Annotated in this window: 12 protein-coding genes; 11 read left to right on the top strand and 1 reads right to left on the bottom strand. The window is 66.8% G+C overall.

What is annotated here, in order from left to right:
• The first annotated feature begins 5 nt into the window (after positions 1-5).
• The 11 genes from BLS50_RS03075 (at position 6) to nagZ (ending at position 11,222) form a co-directional block, all read left to right on the top strand.
• The gene (locus tag BLS50_RS03075; RefSeq protein WP_011544940.1) at positions 6-1,058 is read left to right on the top strand and encodes a MucB/RseB C-terminal domain-containing protein; all 1,053 of its coding nucleotides are present in this window, start codon (positions 6-8) and stop codon (positions 1,056-1,058) included.
• Between the two features lie 16 nt (positions 1,059-1,074).
• Complete coding sequence (locus BLS50_RS03070) at positions 1,075-2,571, top strand: DegQ family serine endoprotease (RefSeq protein WP_074800708.1); 1,497 nt, start codon at positions 1,075-1,077, stop codon at positions 2,569-2,571.
• Positions 2,572-2,578: 7 nt separating this feature from the next.
• The gene (locus BLS50_RS03065; protein WP_006476497.1) at positions 2,579-2,815 is read left to right on the top strand and encodes a glutaredoxin family protein; all 237 of its coding nucleotides are present in this window, start codon (positions 2,579-2,581) and stop codon (positions 2,813-2,815) included.
• Positions 2,816-3,011: 196 nt separating this feature from the next.
• Positions 3,012-4,805 carry a translation elongation factor 4 gene (gene lepA, locus BLS50_RS03060; RefSeq protein ID WP_011544942.1) on the top strand — a complete coding sequence of 598 codons (1,794 nt, stop codon included), beginning with the start codon at positions 3,012-3,014 and terminating at the stop codon, positions 4,803-4,805.
• Positions 4,806-4,821: 16 nt separating this feature from the next.
• Positions 4,822-5,715 carry a signal peptidase I gene (gene lepB, locus BLS50_RS03055; protein WP_011544943.1) on the top strand — a complete coding sequence of 298 codons (894 nt, stop codon included), beginning with the start codon at positions 4,822-4,824 and terminating at the stop codon, positions 5,713-5,715.
• A 154-nt stretch (positions 5,716-5,869) separates the two neighbouring features.
• The gene (gene rnc, locus BLS50_RS35120; protein ID WP_074800705.1) at positions 5,870-7,099 is read left to right on the top strand and encodes a ribonuclease III; all 1,230 of its coding nucleotides are present in this window, start codon (positions 5,870-5,872) and stop codon (positions 7,097-7,099) included.
• A 60-nt stretch (positions 7,100-7,159) separates the two neighbouring features.
• A complete protein-coding gene (gene era / locus BLS50_RS35115; protein WP_006476493.1) occupies positions 7,160-8,059 on the top strand; it encodes a GTPase Era in 900 nt (299 codons plus the stop codon).
• Positions 8,046-8,882, top strand: coding sequence for a DNA repair protein RecO (recO, locus tag BLS50_RS03040; RefSeq protein WP_006476492.1), 837 nt, complete (start codon positions 8,046-8,048; stop codon positions 8,880-8,882). Before era ends, recO begins: the two co-directional genes overlap by 14 nt.
• The gene (pdxJ, locus tag BLS50_RS03035) at positions 8,879-9,655 is read left to right on the top strand and encodes a pyridoxine 5'-phosphate synthase (protein WP_011544945.1); all 777 of its coding nucleotides are present in this window, start codon (positions 8,879-8,881) and stop codon (positions 9,653-9,655) included. Before recO ends, pdxJ begins: the two co-directional genes overlap by 4 nt.
• Positions 9,656-9,736: 81 nt before the next feature.
• Positions 9,737-10,177 carry a holo-ACP synthase gene (acpS, locus tag BLS50_RS03030; protein ID WP_006476490.1) on the top strand — a complete coding sequence of 147 codons (441 nt, stop codon included), beginning with the start codon at positions 9,737-9,739 and terminating at the stop codon, positions 10,175-10,177.
• Between the two features lie 16 nt (positions 10,178-10,193).
• Positions 10,194-11,222 carry a beta-N-acetylhexosaminidase gene (gene nagZ, locus BLS50_RS03025; RefSeq protein ID WP_074800702.1) on the top strand — a complete coding sequence of 343 codons (1,029 nt, stop codon included), beginning with the start codon at positions 10,194-10,196 and terminating at the stop codon, positions 11,220-11,222.
• Between the two features lie 175 nt (positions 11,223-11,397).
• Here nagZ and BLS50_RS03020 read toward each other — a convergent pair whose 3' ends face one another.
• Complete coding sequence (locus BLS50_RS03020) at positions 11,398-12,783, bottom strand: sigma-54-dependent transcriptional regulator (RefSeq protein WP_054927542.1); 1,386 nt, start codon at positions 12,781-12,783, stop codon at positions 11,398-11,400.
• Positions 12,784-12,865: the final 82 nt, after the last annotated feature.

The raw sequence follows: 12,865 nt of genomic DNA, 5'->3' as shown, positions 1-12,865 counted from the left end.
ACCCGATGCGGACATTGCAGTTGAATCACGCCATCTCCGGATGGAAGCGGCTGCCGGCCCTCCTGCTTTGCGCAGCCGCCCTGTTGTCCGTTCAATCCCTTCCCGCCAGCGCCCAGCAACCGGACGATCCCGTCGCGACCCGCAAGGGTGCCGCCGACTGGCTCGACCGCGTCCAGCAGGCGGCGCAACAGCAGAGCTACGAAGGTACGTTCGTCTACCAGCGCGGCGGGTATGTGCAGTCGTCGCGCATCGCGCACGTCTCGTCCCGCGACGGCGAGTTCGAGCGGATCGAGACGCTCGACGGCAAGCCGCGCAAGCTGCTGCGGCACAACGACGAGCTGTACACGTTCGTGCCCGAGCGCAAGCTGTGCGTGGTCGAGCGCCGCCAGACGCGCGACTCGTTCCCCGCGCTGCTCGGCGCGAGCGGCGAGCACGTGATGTCCGTCTACGATGCGAAGTCGCTCGGCAAGGACCGTGTGGCCGGGATCGACGCGCAGGTCGTCGAGCTCGTGCCGAAGGATGCCTACCGTTTCACGTACAAGCTGTGGGCCGACGCGCGCACCGGGCTGCTGCTGCGTTCGCAGACGCTCGACGCGAACGATCACGTGCTCGAACAGATCGCGTTCTCGCAATTGCAAACCGGCGGCGCGAGCGGCGACAAGGCCGCGATTGCAGCCGGCATGCGCAACCTGAGCGGCTGGACGGTCGTGCGCCCGCCGGTCGCGGCGGTCGACATGGAAGCGCAGGGCTGGCAGCTCGCGCCGAGCGTCGCCGGCTTCCAGAAGATTCGTGAAGTGCGCCGGCCGATGGCCGCGCGCGATGCGGGTGATCCGCCGATCCCGGTCGATCAGGCCGTCTTCACCGACGGCCTCGCGACGATCTCGGTTTTCATCGAGCCGGCCGAAAAGAATACGCGCAAGGAAGGCGCGGGCAGCACCGGTGCGACGCACGTTCTCGTGAAGCGCCGCGGCGACTACTGGATCACCGTGCTCGGCGAAGTGCCGCCGGCGACGTTGCAGCAGTTCGCGTCTGCCATAGAATACAAGGCTTCCAAGTAACGCTACGGCTTCCGACATGACGAAACTCACGCTGCGCAAAGTGCTCGCGGCGGCGGCGCTGTGTGCCTGCCTGCCGCTCGTCCCGCAAACCGCGGTCGCTGTCACGCCTCCGGCTGCCAGCCTTCCCGATTTCGCCGACCTCGTCGAAAAGGTCGGCCCGGCCGTCGTGAACATCCGGACCACCGCCAACGTGCCGACGAGCGGCCCGCGCGGGATGCTCCCGCCCGGCTTCGACAACGGCGACATGTCGGAATTCTTCCGGCGCTTCTTCGGCATTCCGCTGCCGCAGGCGCCCGGCAACGGCGGCGGCAACGGCAGCAACCCGAAGAACGCGCCGGCGCCGGACAACGGGCCCGACACCGAGCAGAATCGCGGCGTCGGCTCAGGCTTCATCGTGTCGGCCGACGGTTACGTGATGACCAATGCGCACGTCGTCGACGATGCCGACACCATCTACGTGACGCTGACCGACAAGCGCGAATTCAAGGCGAAGCTGATCGGCGTCGACGACCGCACGGACGTCGCGGTCGTCAAGATTCAGGCGTCGAACCTGCCGGTCGTCGCGATCGGCGATTCGAACAAGGTGCGCGTCGGCGAGTGGGTCGTCGCGATCGGTTCGCCGTTCGGCCTCGACAACACGGTCACGGCCGGCATCGTCAGCTCGAAGAGCCGCAATACGGGCGACTACCTGCCGTTCATCCAGACCGACGTCGCCGTGAACCCCGGCAACTCGGGCGGCCCGCTGATCAACATGCAGGGCGAGGTGATCGGCATCAACTCGCAGATATACAGCCGCACCGGCGGCTTCATGGGCATTTCGTTCGCGATTCCGATCGACGAGGCGATGCGCGTGGCCGACCAGCTGAAGGCGACGGGCAAGGTCACGCGCGGTCGGATCGCGGTGGCGATCGGCGAGGTGACGAAGGACGTGGCCGACTCGATCGGACTGCCGAAGGCCGAAGGCGCGCTCGTGAGCAGCGTCGAGCCGGGCGGCCCGGCCGACAAGGCCGGCATCCAGCCGGGCGACATTATCCTGAAGTTCAACGGCCGTCCGGTCGATGCGGCGTCGGACCTGCCGCGCATGGTCGGTGACACGAAGCCCGGCACGAAGGCGACGGTCAACGTGTGGCGCAAGGGTCAGGCACGCGATCTGCCGATCACGATCGCCGAGACGCCGGCCGAGTCGACGGCCAAGGCCGAGCAGCGCAAGAACGCGCCGCAGAAGCCGCGCCAGACCAATTCGCTCGGCCTGACGGTTAGCGACCTGACGGCGGAGCAGTTGAAGACGCTGAAGCTGAAGAACGGTGTGCAGATCGACGGCGTCGACGGCCCGGCCGCCCGTGCGGGCCTGCAGCGCGGCGACATCGTGCTGCGCGTCGGCGACACCGACATCACGAGCGCGAAGCAGTTCACCGAGGTGACCGCGCAGCTTGATCCGCAGAAGGCGGTCGCGGTGCTCGTGCGGCGTGGCGACAACACGCAGTTCGTGCCCGTGCGGCCGCGCCAGAAGTAACGCGCCGATGTTCACGCTCTACGGCCGCGGCTGGTGCCACCTGTGCGACGACATGCGCGACGCACTGGCGCCGGTGGCGGCCGAATTCGGCGTCGCGGTCGACTATATCGACATCGACACCGATGCGGCGCTCGTCGCGCGTTACGACGAGGACGTACCCGTGCTGCTGCTGGACGGCGCGGAAGTGTGCCGCCACCGGTTCGACGATGCGCGGGTGCGCGACGCGCTGGCGGCCCGGCGCTGAACCTGGCCTGCCGTCGGCCGGCGCCGCTTCGCACGGGGCTCGATCCGGCGGGTGTCCCGCCGGGCTCCGCGGGGCGGGCGTCCGAAATCCCGCCCGGCGTAAGCCTTTTCGGCTAAAATAAGCCGTTTTTTCACCGACTTACACAAGGCGTGCTCCGCAGTCGTCGAGCGCGCCTTTTTCGCTTGATCGGCACTGAATGGATCATATTCGCAATTTCTCGATCATCGCGCACATCGACCATGGCAAGTCGACACTCGCGGATCGCATCATCCAGGTATGCGGCGGCCTCGCCGACCGTGAAATGGAAGCGCAGGTGCTCGACTCGATGGACATCGAGCGCGAGCGCGGCATCACGATCAAGGCGCAGACTGCCGCGTTGTCCTATCGCGCACGCGACGGCAAGGTCTACAACCTGAACCTGATCGACACGCCGGGGCACGTCGACTTCTCGTACGAGGTCAGCCGCTCGCTGTCCGCGTGCGAAGGCGCGCTGCTGGTGGTCGACGCGAGCCAGGGCGTCGAGGCGCAGACGGTCGCGAACTGCTACACGGCGATCGAGCTCGGCGTCGAGGTCGTGCCGGTGCTGAACAAGATCGACCTGCCGGCCGCGAACCCCGAGAACGCGATCGAGGAGATCGAGGACGTGATCGGCATCGATGCGACCGACGCGACGCGCTGCAGCGCGAAGACGGGCCTCGGCGTGGAAGACGTGCTCGAGTCGCTGATCGCGAAGGTGCCGCCGCCGAAGGGCGATCCGGCCGCGCCGCTGCAGGCGCTGATCATCGATTCGTGGTTCGACAACTACGTCGGCGTCGTGATGCTCGTGCGCATCGTCAACGGCACGCTGCGTCCGAAGGACAAGATCAAGATGATGGCGACCGGTGCGCAGTATCCGGTCGAGCACGTCGGCGTGTTCACGCCGAAGTCGCGCAATCTCGACTCGCTGTCGGCCGGGCAGGTGGGCTTCATCATCGCCGGCATCAAGGAACTGACGGCCGCGAAGGTCGGCGATACCGTCACGCACGCGGCCAAGGCCGCTGCCGAGCCGCTGCCGGGCTTCAAGGAAGTGAAGCCGCAGGTGTTCGCGGGGCTGTATCCGGTCGAGGCGAACCAGTACGACGCGCTGCGCGAATCGCTCGAGAAGCTGAAGCTGAACGACGCATCGCTGCAGTACGAGCCGGAAGTGTCGCAGGCGCTCGGCTTCGGTTTCCGCTGCGGCTTCCTCGGGCTGCTGCACATGGAAATCGTGCAGGAGCGGCTCGAGCGCGAATTCGACATGGATCTCATCACGACCGCGCCGACGGTCGTCTACGAGGTCGTGCAGAGCGACGGCTCGACGATCATGGTCGAGAACCCGGCGAAGATGCCGGAGCCCGGTCGCATCGCCGAAGTGCGCGAGCCGATCGTCACCGTGAATCTCTACATGCCGCAGGACTACGTCGGCTCGGTGATCACGCTGTGCGAGCAGAAGCGCGGCTCGCAGATCAACATGCAGTATCACGGCCGTCAGGTGCAGCTCACGTACGAGATCCCGATGGCGGAAATCGTGCTCGACTTCTTCGATCGCCTGAAGTCGGTGTCGCGCGGCTATGCGTCGATGGACTACGAGTTCAAGGAATATCGTTCGTCGGACGTCGTGAAGGTCGACATGCTGATCAACGGCGACAAGGTCGACGCGCTGTCGATCATCGTGCACCGGTCGCAATCGCAATACCGCGGCCGCGAAGTCGCCGCGAAGATGCGCGAGATCATTCCGCGCCAGATGTACGACGTGGCGATCCAGGCCGCGATCGGCGCGCACATCGTCGCGCGCGAGAACATCAAGGCACTGCGCAAGAACGTGCTCGCGAAGTGCTACGGCGGCGACATCACGCGGAAGAAGAAACTGCTCGAGAAGCAGAAAGAAGGTAAGAAACGGATGAAGCAGGTGGGTTCGGTCGAGATCCCGCAGGAGGCGTTCCTCGCGATCTTGCGCGTCGAAGACAAATAACAGGACTGATCCTTTTATGAATTTTGCGCTGATTCTTTTTGTGCTCGTCGTCGTGACGGGCGTAGCGTGGGTGTTGGACAAGCTGGTGTTCCTGCCGCGGCGTCGCAAGGCGGCCGACTCGGCGATCGAGGAGTTCGATCGCCAGCAGTCGCGCATCGACAAGCGTTTCGCGGACGAAAACGCGGTGCAGACGCGTTCGAAGCTGCGTGACGAAAAGCTGCGTCAGCCGTGGTGGCTCGAGTACACGGCGAGCTTCTTCCCGGTGATCCTGGCCGTATTCGTCGTGCGTTCGTTCGTCGTCGAGCCGTTCAAGATTCCGTCGGGCTCGATGGTGCCGACGCTGCTCGTCGGCGACTTCATCCTCGTCAACAAGTTCGAGTACGGGCTGCGCCTGCCGGTCACCAACACGAAGATCACGCAGGGCAGCCCGCTGTCGCGCGGTGACGTCGTCGTGTTCCGCTATCCGAAGGACGAGTCGGTCGACTACATCAAGCGCGTGATCGGCCTGCCGGGCGATACCGTCGCATACCAGGACAAGCAGCTCACGATCAACGGCCAGCCGGTGCCCGAAACGCCGCTGCCCGATTTCTTCGATGACGAGCGCCAGAATTACGCGAAGCAGTTCGAGGAAACGATCGGCAACAAGAAGAACGCGATCCTCAACAACCCGGCCGTGCCACCGTTCGTGATGGGCGCATACGACTATCCATATCGCGACAACTGCACGTACAACAGCCGCGGCGTGATCTGCAAGGTGCCGCCCGGTCACTACTTCATGATGGGCGACAACCGCGACAACAGCGCGGACAGCCGCTACTGGGGTTTCGTGCCCGACCAGAACATCGTCGGCCGCGCGTTCTTCATCTGGATGAACTTCAGCGACCTGAAGCGCATCGGCTCCTTCAACTGACCGCATTCGATTCACACGCAATACGCGACGCACGGGCCGCGTCGCGTATTGCCGAACTACTTTAAGAACCGGCGGTAACACCGCCTCGTCACGCCTTTTCGCGTCCGGCCGTGCCGTTTCGGCCCGACCGGGCGCCCGCGTTATACTCCTGCACATGCCCTCATCCCAGTTGGAAAGCCGGCTGCGCTACGAATTTCGCAATGCGGAATTGTTGCGCCAGGCTTTGACCCATCGCAGTCACAGTGCCACGCACAATGAACGGCTCGAGTTTCTCGGCGATTCCGTTCTGAATTGCGCGGTGGCCGCCCTTTTGTTCCAGCGTTTCGGCAAGCTGGACGAAGGTGACCTGTCGCGCGTACGCGCCAATCTCGTCAAGCAGCAGTCGCTGTACGAAATTGCTCAGGCCCTGAATATCTCGGACGGCCTGCGGCTGGGCGAGGGCGAACTGCGCAGCGGCGGGTTCCGTCGCCCGTCGATCCTCGCGGACGCGTTCGAAGCCATCATCGGGGCCGTGTTCCTCGATGGGGGCTTCGAAGCCGCCCAAGGGGTCATCAAGCGCCTCTATATCCCGATTCTCGACCACATCGATCCGCGTACGCTCGGCAAGGACGCGAAGACGCTGCTGCAGGAATATCTGCAGGGGCACAAGATCGCGCTGCCGACCTATACGGTCGTCGCGACGCATGGTGCGGCGCACAATCAGCAGTTCGAGGTCGAGTGCACGGTGCCGAAGCTGGACGTGAAGGTATCGGGCTCCGGCGCGAGCCGGCGCGCGGCCGAGCAGGCTGCCGCGAAGAAGGCGCTCGACGAAGTGATGGCGGCCGCGCCGATGCTGGCCGCGAAGCCGAAGCGCTCGAAAAACGCGCGCGGGTCCAAGCATGTCGAACCCGAGATCGTGCCGGGCGTGAAGGGCGTGCAGGAAGCGCTCGACCTGCGCTCGCCCGAGCGGAAGGAACGTGCGGCGGCGCGCGAGGCGAGGGCGGCGGGCGCGGTGCCGTCTGCCACCGCCGCGGCCGCGGCGACGGGCGCTGAACCGGCCGTCGCGCCGATGGCGGCGATTCGCGCGGCGCATGTCGAGCCGGCCGCGGACAAGGGCGAACGGGCGGCGAAGCCGGCGGCCGACAAGGTTGCCGACAAACCGGCCGAGCGGCCCGACAAGGCCGCGGAGAAGCCGGCCGAGGCCGCGCCGCGCGCAGCTGACAAGCCGGCCGGTCACGCAGCCGATCCGGCATCGTCGTCGGCCGACAAGCCTGGCGCGAGTGCCGACGCCGCCCCGCGCACGCCTGCGCGCGCACGCGATGCCGCGGCGCCCGACGCCGACACGCCGCCCGGCGGCGCGAGCCTTGCTGCCGCGCAGGCGCGCGTGGCCGATGCCGACCACTGAATTGCCCAGCGATCGTGCCGCGCGCCGCGCGGCCGTTTCCGAACCTGTCTCCCAAACGATATGAACACTCCCGCTCCTACCGGTTTCCGTTGCGGCATGATCGCGATCGTGGGCCGCCCGAACGTCGGCAAGTCGACGTTGATGAACGCACTCGTCGGCCAGAAGATCAGCATCACGTCGCGCAAGGCGCAGACGACCCGCCACCGCATCACCGGCATCAACACGTTCGACGACGCGCAATTCGTGTTCGTCGACACGCCCGGCTTCCAGACCCGTCACAGCACCGCGCTGAACCGTTCGCTGAACCGCGCGGTCACGTCGACGCTGACGTCGGTCGACGTGATCCTGTTCGTGATCGAGGCCGGCCGCTTCGGGCCCGACGACCAGAAGGTGCTCGACCTGATCCCGCCCGGCATGCCGACGCTGCTGATCGCCAACAAGATCGACCGCGTGAACGACAAGGCCACGCTGTTCCCGTTCATGCAGAAGGTGAGCGAGCTGCGCGAATTCACCGAGCTCGTGCCGCTGTCGGCGCAGAAGCCGGAAGACATCAAGCGCCTGCTGGACACGATCAAGCCGTACCTGCCGGAAGGCGAGCCGATCTACGGCGAGGACGAGCTGACCGACCGCAGCTCGCGTTTTCTTGCGGCCGAAATCCTGCGCGAGAAGGTGTTTCGCTGGACCGGCGACGAGCTGCCCTACACGAGCACCGTGCTGATCGACAAGTTCGAGGAAGAGGGCCGCCTGAAGCGCATCTTCGCGACGATCCTCGTCGAGCGCGATTCGCACAAGGCGATGGTGATCGGCAAGAAGGGCGAGAAGCTCAAGCAGATCAGCACCGAGGCGCGGATGGACATGGAAAAGCTGTTCGACGGCCCCGTGTACCTCGAGACCTTCGTGAAGGTGAAGAGCGGCTGGGCCGACAACGAGGCGGGGCTGCGTGCCTATGGGTACGAATGACGCGCTGACGTCGACCGAAGACGCGGTGACGGCCGGCGCGAACGACGCGCCGCTGCCGGCACCGCCCGAACCGCCGCGCAAGGCGCGGCGCGCGACGTCTCGCACGTCCGATTTCCGCGTCGCCGAGCAGCCGGCGTTCGTGCTGCACAGCTATCCGTATCGGGAAACGAGCCTGATCGTCGACGTGCTGACGCGCGACCACGGCCGGCTCGCGCTCGTCGCGAAGGGCGCGAAGCGCCCGCACTCCGCGTTGCGCGGCGTATTGCAGACGTTCCAGCCGCTGCTGCTGTCCTGGTCCGGCAAATCCGAGGTGCGCACGCTGACGGGCGCCGAGTGGGTCGGCGGGATGCTGCCGCTCGGTGGCGACGGGCTGTTGTGCGGTTTCTATGCGAACGAGCTGCTCGTGAAATTTTGCGCGCGCGAGGATCCCCAGCCGCCGCTGTTCAATCATTACGTGCTGACCCTCACGCGCCTCGCGCACGGCGAACCCGCGGTGCAGGTACTGCGTTCGTTCGAGCGCGTGCTGCTGCGCGAGACCGGCTATGCGATGGCGCTGAACCGCACGGTCGCCCGCCGCGCGGTCGAACCCGAGCGCCGCTACGTGTTCGATCCCGAGCGCGGCGTGCGCAATGCGGACGACGACGTGCCGTCGCACTGGCCGGTCATCACCGGGCAGACGTTGCTCGACATGGAACAGGACGATTACCATCGAGCCCAGACGGTTGCGCAAAGCAAGACGCTGATGCGCTTCCTGCTGAACACCTATCTCGGCGGCACGCCGCTCGCCACGCGTCAGATCCTGATCGACCTGCAAAACCTATGAGCTTCTTCCTGACAACGCCCACCGCCATCGACCTTGGCGTGAACATCGACCACGTCGCGACGCTGCGCAATGCGCGCGGCACGCGCTATCCCGATCCAATCCGCGCGGCGCTCGCCGCCGAAGAGGCGGGCGCGGATGCGATCACGCTGCACCTGCGCGAGGATCGTCGTCACATCGTCGACGCCGACGTGCGCGAACTGCGCCCGCTGTTGAAGACGCGCATGAACCTCGAATGCGCGGTCACGGCCGAGATGCTCGACATCGCGTGCGAAGTGCGTCCGCACGACGCGTGCCTCGTGCCGGAGAAGCGCGAGGAACTGACGACCGAAGGCGGTCTCGATGTCGCCGGCCACTTCGAGGCCGTGCGCGCGGCGTGCAAGCAGCTCGCCGACGTGGGCGTGCGCGTGTCGCTGTTCATCGACCCGGACGACACGCAGATCCGCGCCGCGCACGAAGCGGGCGCGCCGGTGATCGAGCTGCATACGGGCCGCTACGCCGAAGCGCACGACGAAGCCGAGCAGCAGCGCGAATACGAGCGTATCGTCGCGGGCGTGCAGGCCGGCGCGCGGCTTGGCCTGAAGGTCAACGCGGGCCACGGGCTGCACTACACGAACGTGCAGCAGATCGCCGCGATCGACGGCATCGTCGAACTGAACATCGGCCACGCGATCGTCGCGCACGCGATTTTCGCGGGCTGGGACAACGCGGTGCGCGAGATGAAGGCGATCATGGTTGCCGCACGCGTCGCCGCGCTGCACGGCGGCGCGCGCTGACGATGCGAGGCCGCCGCGCCCCGCACGCCGTTTGCGACGCGTTTGCCCCGACGCTGCCGGGCCACTTCGGCGGAGACTAACATGGCGATCTACGGCATCGGTACCGACATCGCGCAGGTGAGCCGCGTCGCGGCCGTGCTCGAACGCACGGGCGGCCGGTTTGCCGAGAAGGTGCTCGGCCCCGACGAACTGCGCGTGTTCCACGCGCGGCGCGCACGCTCCGAGGCGCGCGGCATCGCGTTTCTCGCGACGCGCTTTTCCGCGAAGGAAGCGTTCTCGAAGGCGATCGGGCTCGGCATGCACTGGCCGATGACGTGGCGCGCGCTGCAGACGCTCAACCATCCGAGCGGCGAGCCGTACGTGGTCGCTTCGGGCGAGCTGGCCGACTGGCTGGCCGCGCGCGGCATCACGGCGCGCGTGACGGTCAGCGACGAACGCGACTACGCGGTGTCGTTCGTGGTTGCCGAGACGGACGCCGCGCCGGCCCCTGCAGCTGCACCTGTTTCCCGAACCTCCTCCTGACGGAATTCCCGATCTGATGAAAACGACTCCCGGCCCGGTCATGCTCGACGTCGTCGGCACGACCCTGTTGCGCGACGATGCGCGGCGCCTCGCGCATCCGAATACCGGCGGCGTGATCCTGTTCGCGCGGCACTTCGAGAATCGTGCGCAACTGACCGCGCTGACCGACGCGATCCGCGCGGTGCGCGAAGACATCCTGATCGCCGTCGACCACGAAGGCGGGCGCGTGCAGCGGTTCCGCACCGACGGCTTCACGGTGCTGCCCGCGATGCGCCGCCTCGGCGAACTGTGGGATCGCGACGTGCTGCTCGCGACGAAGGTCGCGACCGCCGTCGGCTACATCCTGGCCGCCGAATTGCGCACGTGCGGGATCGACATGAGCTTCACGCCCGTGCTCGATCTCGACTACGGGCACTCGAAGGTGATCGGCGATCGGGCGTTCCATCGCGACCCGCGCGTCGTCACGCTGCTCGCGAAGAGCCTGAATCACGGGCTGTCGCTCGCCGGCATGGCGAACTGCGGCAAGCATTTTCCCGGGCATGGCTTCGCGGAGGCCGATTCGCACGTCGCGCTGCCGACCGACGACCGCACGCTCGATGCGATCCTCGAGCAGGACGTCGCGCCGTACGACTGGCTCGGGCTGTCGCTTGCCGCGGTGATTCCGGCACATGTGATCTACACGCAGGTCGACAAGCGGCCGGCCGGGTTCTCGCGCGTGTGGCTGCAGGACATCCTGCGCGGCAAGCTCGGCTTCACGGGCGCGATCTTCAGCGACGACCTGTCGATGGAGGCCGCCCGCGAAGGCGGCACGCTCACGCAGGCGGCCGACGCCGCGCTCGCCGCCGGTTGCGACATGGTGCTCGTCTGCAACCAGCCGGACGCGGCCGAAGTCGTGCTGAACGGGCTGAAGGCGCGGACCTCGGCCGAGTCGGTGCGGCGCCTCAAGCGGATGCGCGCGCGCGGCAAGGCGCTCAAGTGGGACAAGCTGATCGCGCAGCCCGAGTATCTGCAGGCGCAGGCACTGCTGAACAGCGCGCTGGCGTAAGCGGGTAGGGGATGGCGCGGGTCGCGCCGTTCCAGTCATTCCAAACGAAAAAGCCGCGCAATAGCGCGGCTTTTTTATTACGGATTGCGATGGCCTGATTCGGGAGTCGCTGGAATGGATTCGTACGCAACTAACGGTCAGATCCGACCAGCGCCCGTATCCAGAGGCCGCCCACTCAGTTCACCTTCATCCGCTGCAGCTTGTTGTACAGCGTCTTCGGGCTGATGCCGAGCAGCGTCGCCGCGCGGTGGCGCGTCCCGCCGACCGCGTCGAGCGTCGCGCGGATCAGCAGATCCTCGACGTCGGACAGCGGGGTGCCGACCTTGATCTGCACGCTGCTGCCGTTCAGCGCGGCGCCGGCGGAGAAGCTGGCTTCGCCCGCGCGCAGCGTCTCGATGAAGTCGCCCGATGCGTCGTACGCGAAACGCACGCGCTCCTGCAGTTCGCGCACGTTGCCCGGCCATTCGTACGACAGGCATTCGCGCACGAAGCCCGGGGCCGCGCGTTTGTCGGTCGTGCTGCGGCCGGTTGCGCGCGCTTCCCGGTTCAGTTCGTCGATCTGCGCGTCCGCGATCGCGAGTGCATCGCCGTCGCGCTCGCGCAGCGGCGGCATCGTGATCGACGCCGCGTCGAGGCGCAGCCACAGATCCTCGCGCAGCGTGCCGTTCGCCACCGCTTCGCGCGCCGGGCGGCGGGTGGCCGCGATCAGCCGGAAATCGCTGGTGATCGAGCTCGTGCCACCGATCCGCATGAAGTTCTGCGAATCGAGTGCATGCAGCAGCGCTTCCTGTAGCACGAGCGGCAGTGCGGTGATTTCGTCGAGGAACAGCGTGCCGCCGCCGGCTTGCTCGAACAGGCCCGTCTCGCGGCGCTCGGCGCCGTCGAACGCACCGCGCTCATGGCCGAACAGCACGCTGTCGAGCGACGCGCCGTGCCGGCCGGCCTGCACGAGCATGCGGCAGTCGAACGACACGAACGGGCCCTTGCGGCGCCGGCTCAGGTCGTGCAGCGTGCGTGCCGCCAGCTTCTTGCCGGTGCCGGCTTCGCCCGAGAACAGCACGGCCGTTTCGGTGCGGGCGTTGTGCTCGATCATGTCGTACACGTGCTGCATCGCGTCGCTGCGGCCGACCAGCGCGCCGAAGCGGCCGAGATGGCGCAGCGACGCACGTAGCGACTGCACTTCGTCGATCAGTTCGTACGGGCGGGGAATCCGCGCGAGCAGGCTGCGCAGGCGCGGGATGTTGATTGGCTTCAGCAGGTAGTCCCAGATGCCGTGACGCAGGCCCTCGATGGCGCTCTCGACCGTCGCGTTGCCCGTCAGCACGATCACGGGCAGCGAGCCGTTCGGCTGTTGCTGCGGCAGGTGCTGGAGCAGATCGAACCCGCTGCCGTCCGGCAGGTTCAGGTCGACGAGCACGACGTCGGGAATCGAGCGGCCGAGCGCCGTGCGCGCTTCAGCGAGCGACGTGGCCGTGTCGACCGAGAAGCCGTCTGCGGCGAGCAGCGCGGTGAGGCCTGACAGGCTGTTGGGATCGTCTTCGACAATCAGGGCGTGTGGCATGGTGGACGCGAGTCGAGTCAAGAGAGGCGGGCTGTCGGCCAGCGGGCCGCAGCCGCATGTCGGATTAAAGATTGATTTTATG

The sequence above is a fragment of the Burkholderia orbicola genome (genome assembly GCF_900100915.1).
In the GTDB taxonomy this organism is placed as follows: domain Bacteria; phylum Pseudomonadota; class Gammaproteobacteria; order Burkholderiales; family Burkholderiaceae; genus Burkholderia; species Burkholderia orbicola.
This window is presented reverse-complemented; position numbering and strand designations above follow the sequence as displayed.

Bases quoted from the DNA above. Each gene is read 5' to 3' on its own strand.
- BLS50_RS03075 (WP_011544940.1), top strand. From the start codon at position 6: ATGCGGACATTGCAGTTGAATCACGCCATCTCCGGATGGAAGCGGCTG.
- BLS50_RS03070 (WP_074800708.1), top strand. From the start codon at position 1,075: ATGACGAAACTCACGCTGCGCAAAGTGCTCGCGGCGGCGGCGCTGTGT.
- BLS50_RS03065 (WP_006476497.1), top strand. From the start codon at position 2,579: ATGTTCACGCTCTACGGCCGCGGCTGGTGCCACCTGTGCGACGACATG.
- lepA (WP_011544942.1), top strand. From the start codon at position 3,012: ATGGATCATATTCGCAATTTCTCGATCATCGCGCACATCGACCATGGC.
- lepB (WP_011544943.1), top strand. From the start codon at position 4,822: ATGAATTTTGCGCTGATTCTTTTTGTGCTCGTCGTCGTGACGGGCGTA.
- rnc (WP_074800705.1), top strand. From the start codon at position 5,870: ATGCCCTCATCCCAGTTGGAAAGCCGGCTGCGCTACGAATTTCGCAAT.
- era (WP_006476493.1), top strand. From the start codon at position 7,160: ATGAACACTCCCGCTCCTACCGGTTTCCGTTGCGGCATGATCGCGATC.
- recO (WP_006476492.1), top strand. From the start codon at position 8,046: ATGGGTACGAATGACGCGCTGACGTCGACCGAAGACGCGGTGACGGCC.
- pdxJ (WP_011544945.1), top strand. From the start codon at position 8,879: ATGAGCTTCTTCCTGACAACGCCCACCGCCATCGACCTTGGCGTGAAC.
- acpS (WP_006476490.1), top strand. From the start codon at position 9,737: ATGGCGATCTACGGCATCGGTACCGACATCGCGCAGGTGAGCCGCGTC.
- nagZ (WP_074800702.1), top strand. From the start codon at position 10,194: ATGAAAACGACTCCCGGCCCGGTCATGCTCGACGTCGTCGGCACGACC.
- BLS50_RS03020 (WP_054927542.1), bottom strand. From the start codon at position 12,783: ATGCCACACGCCCTGATTGTCGAAGACGATCCCAACAGCCTGTCAGGC.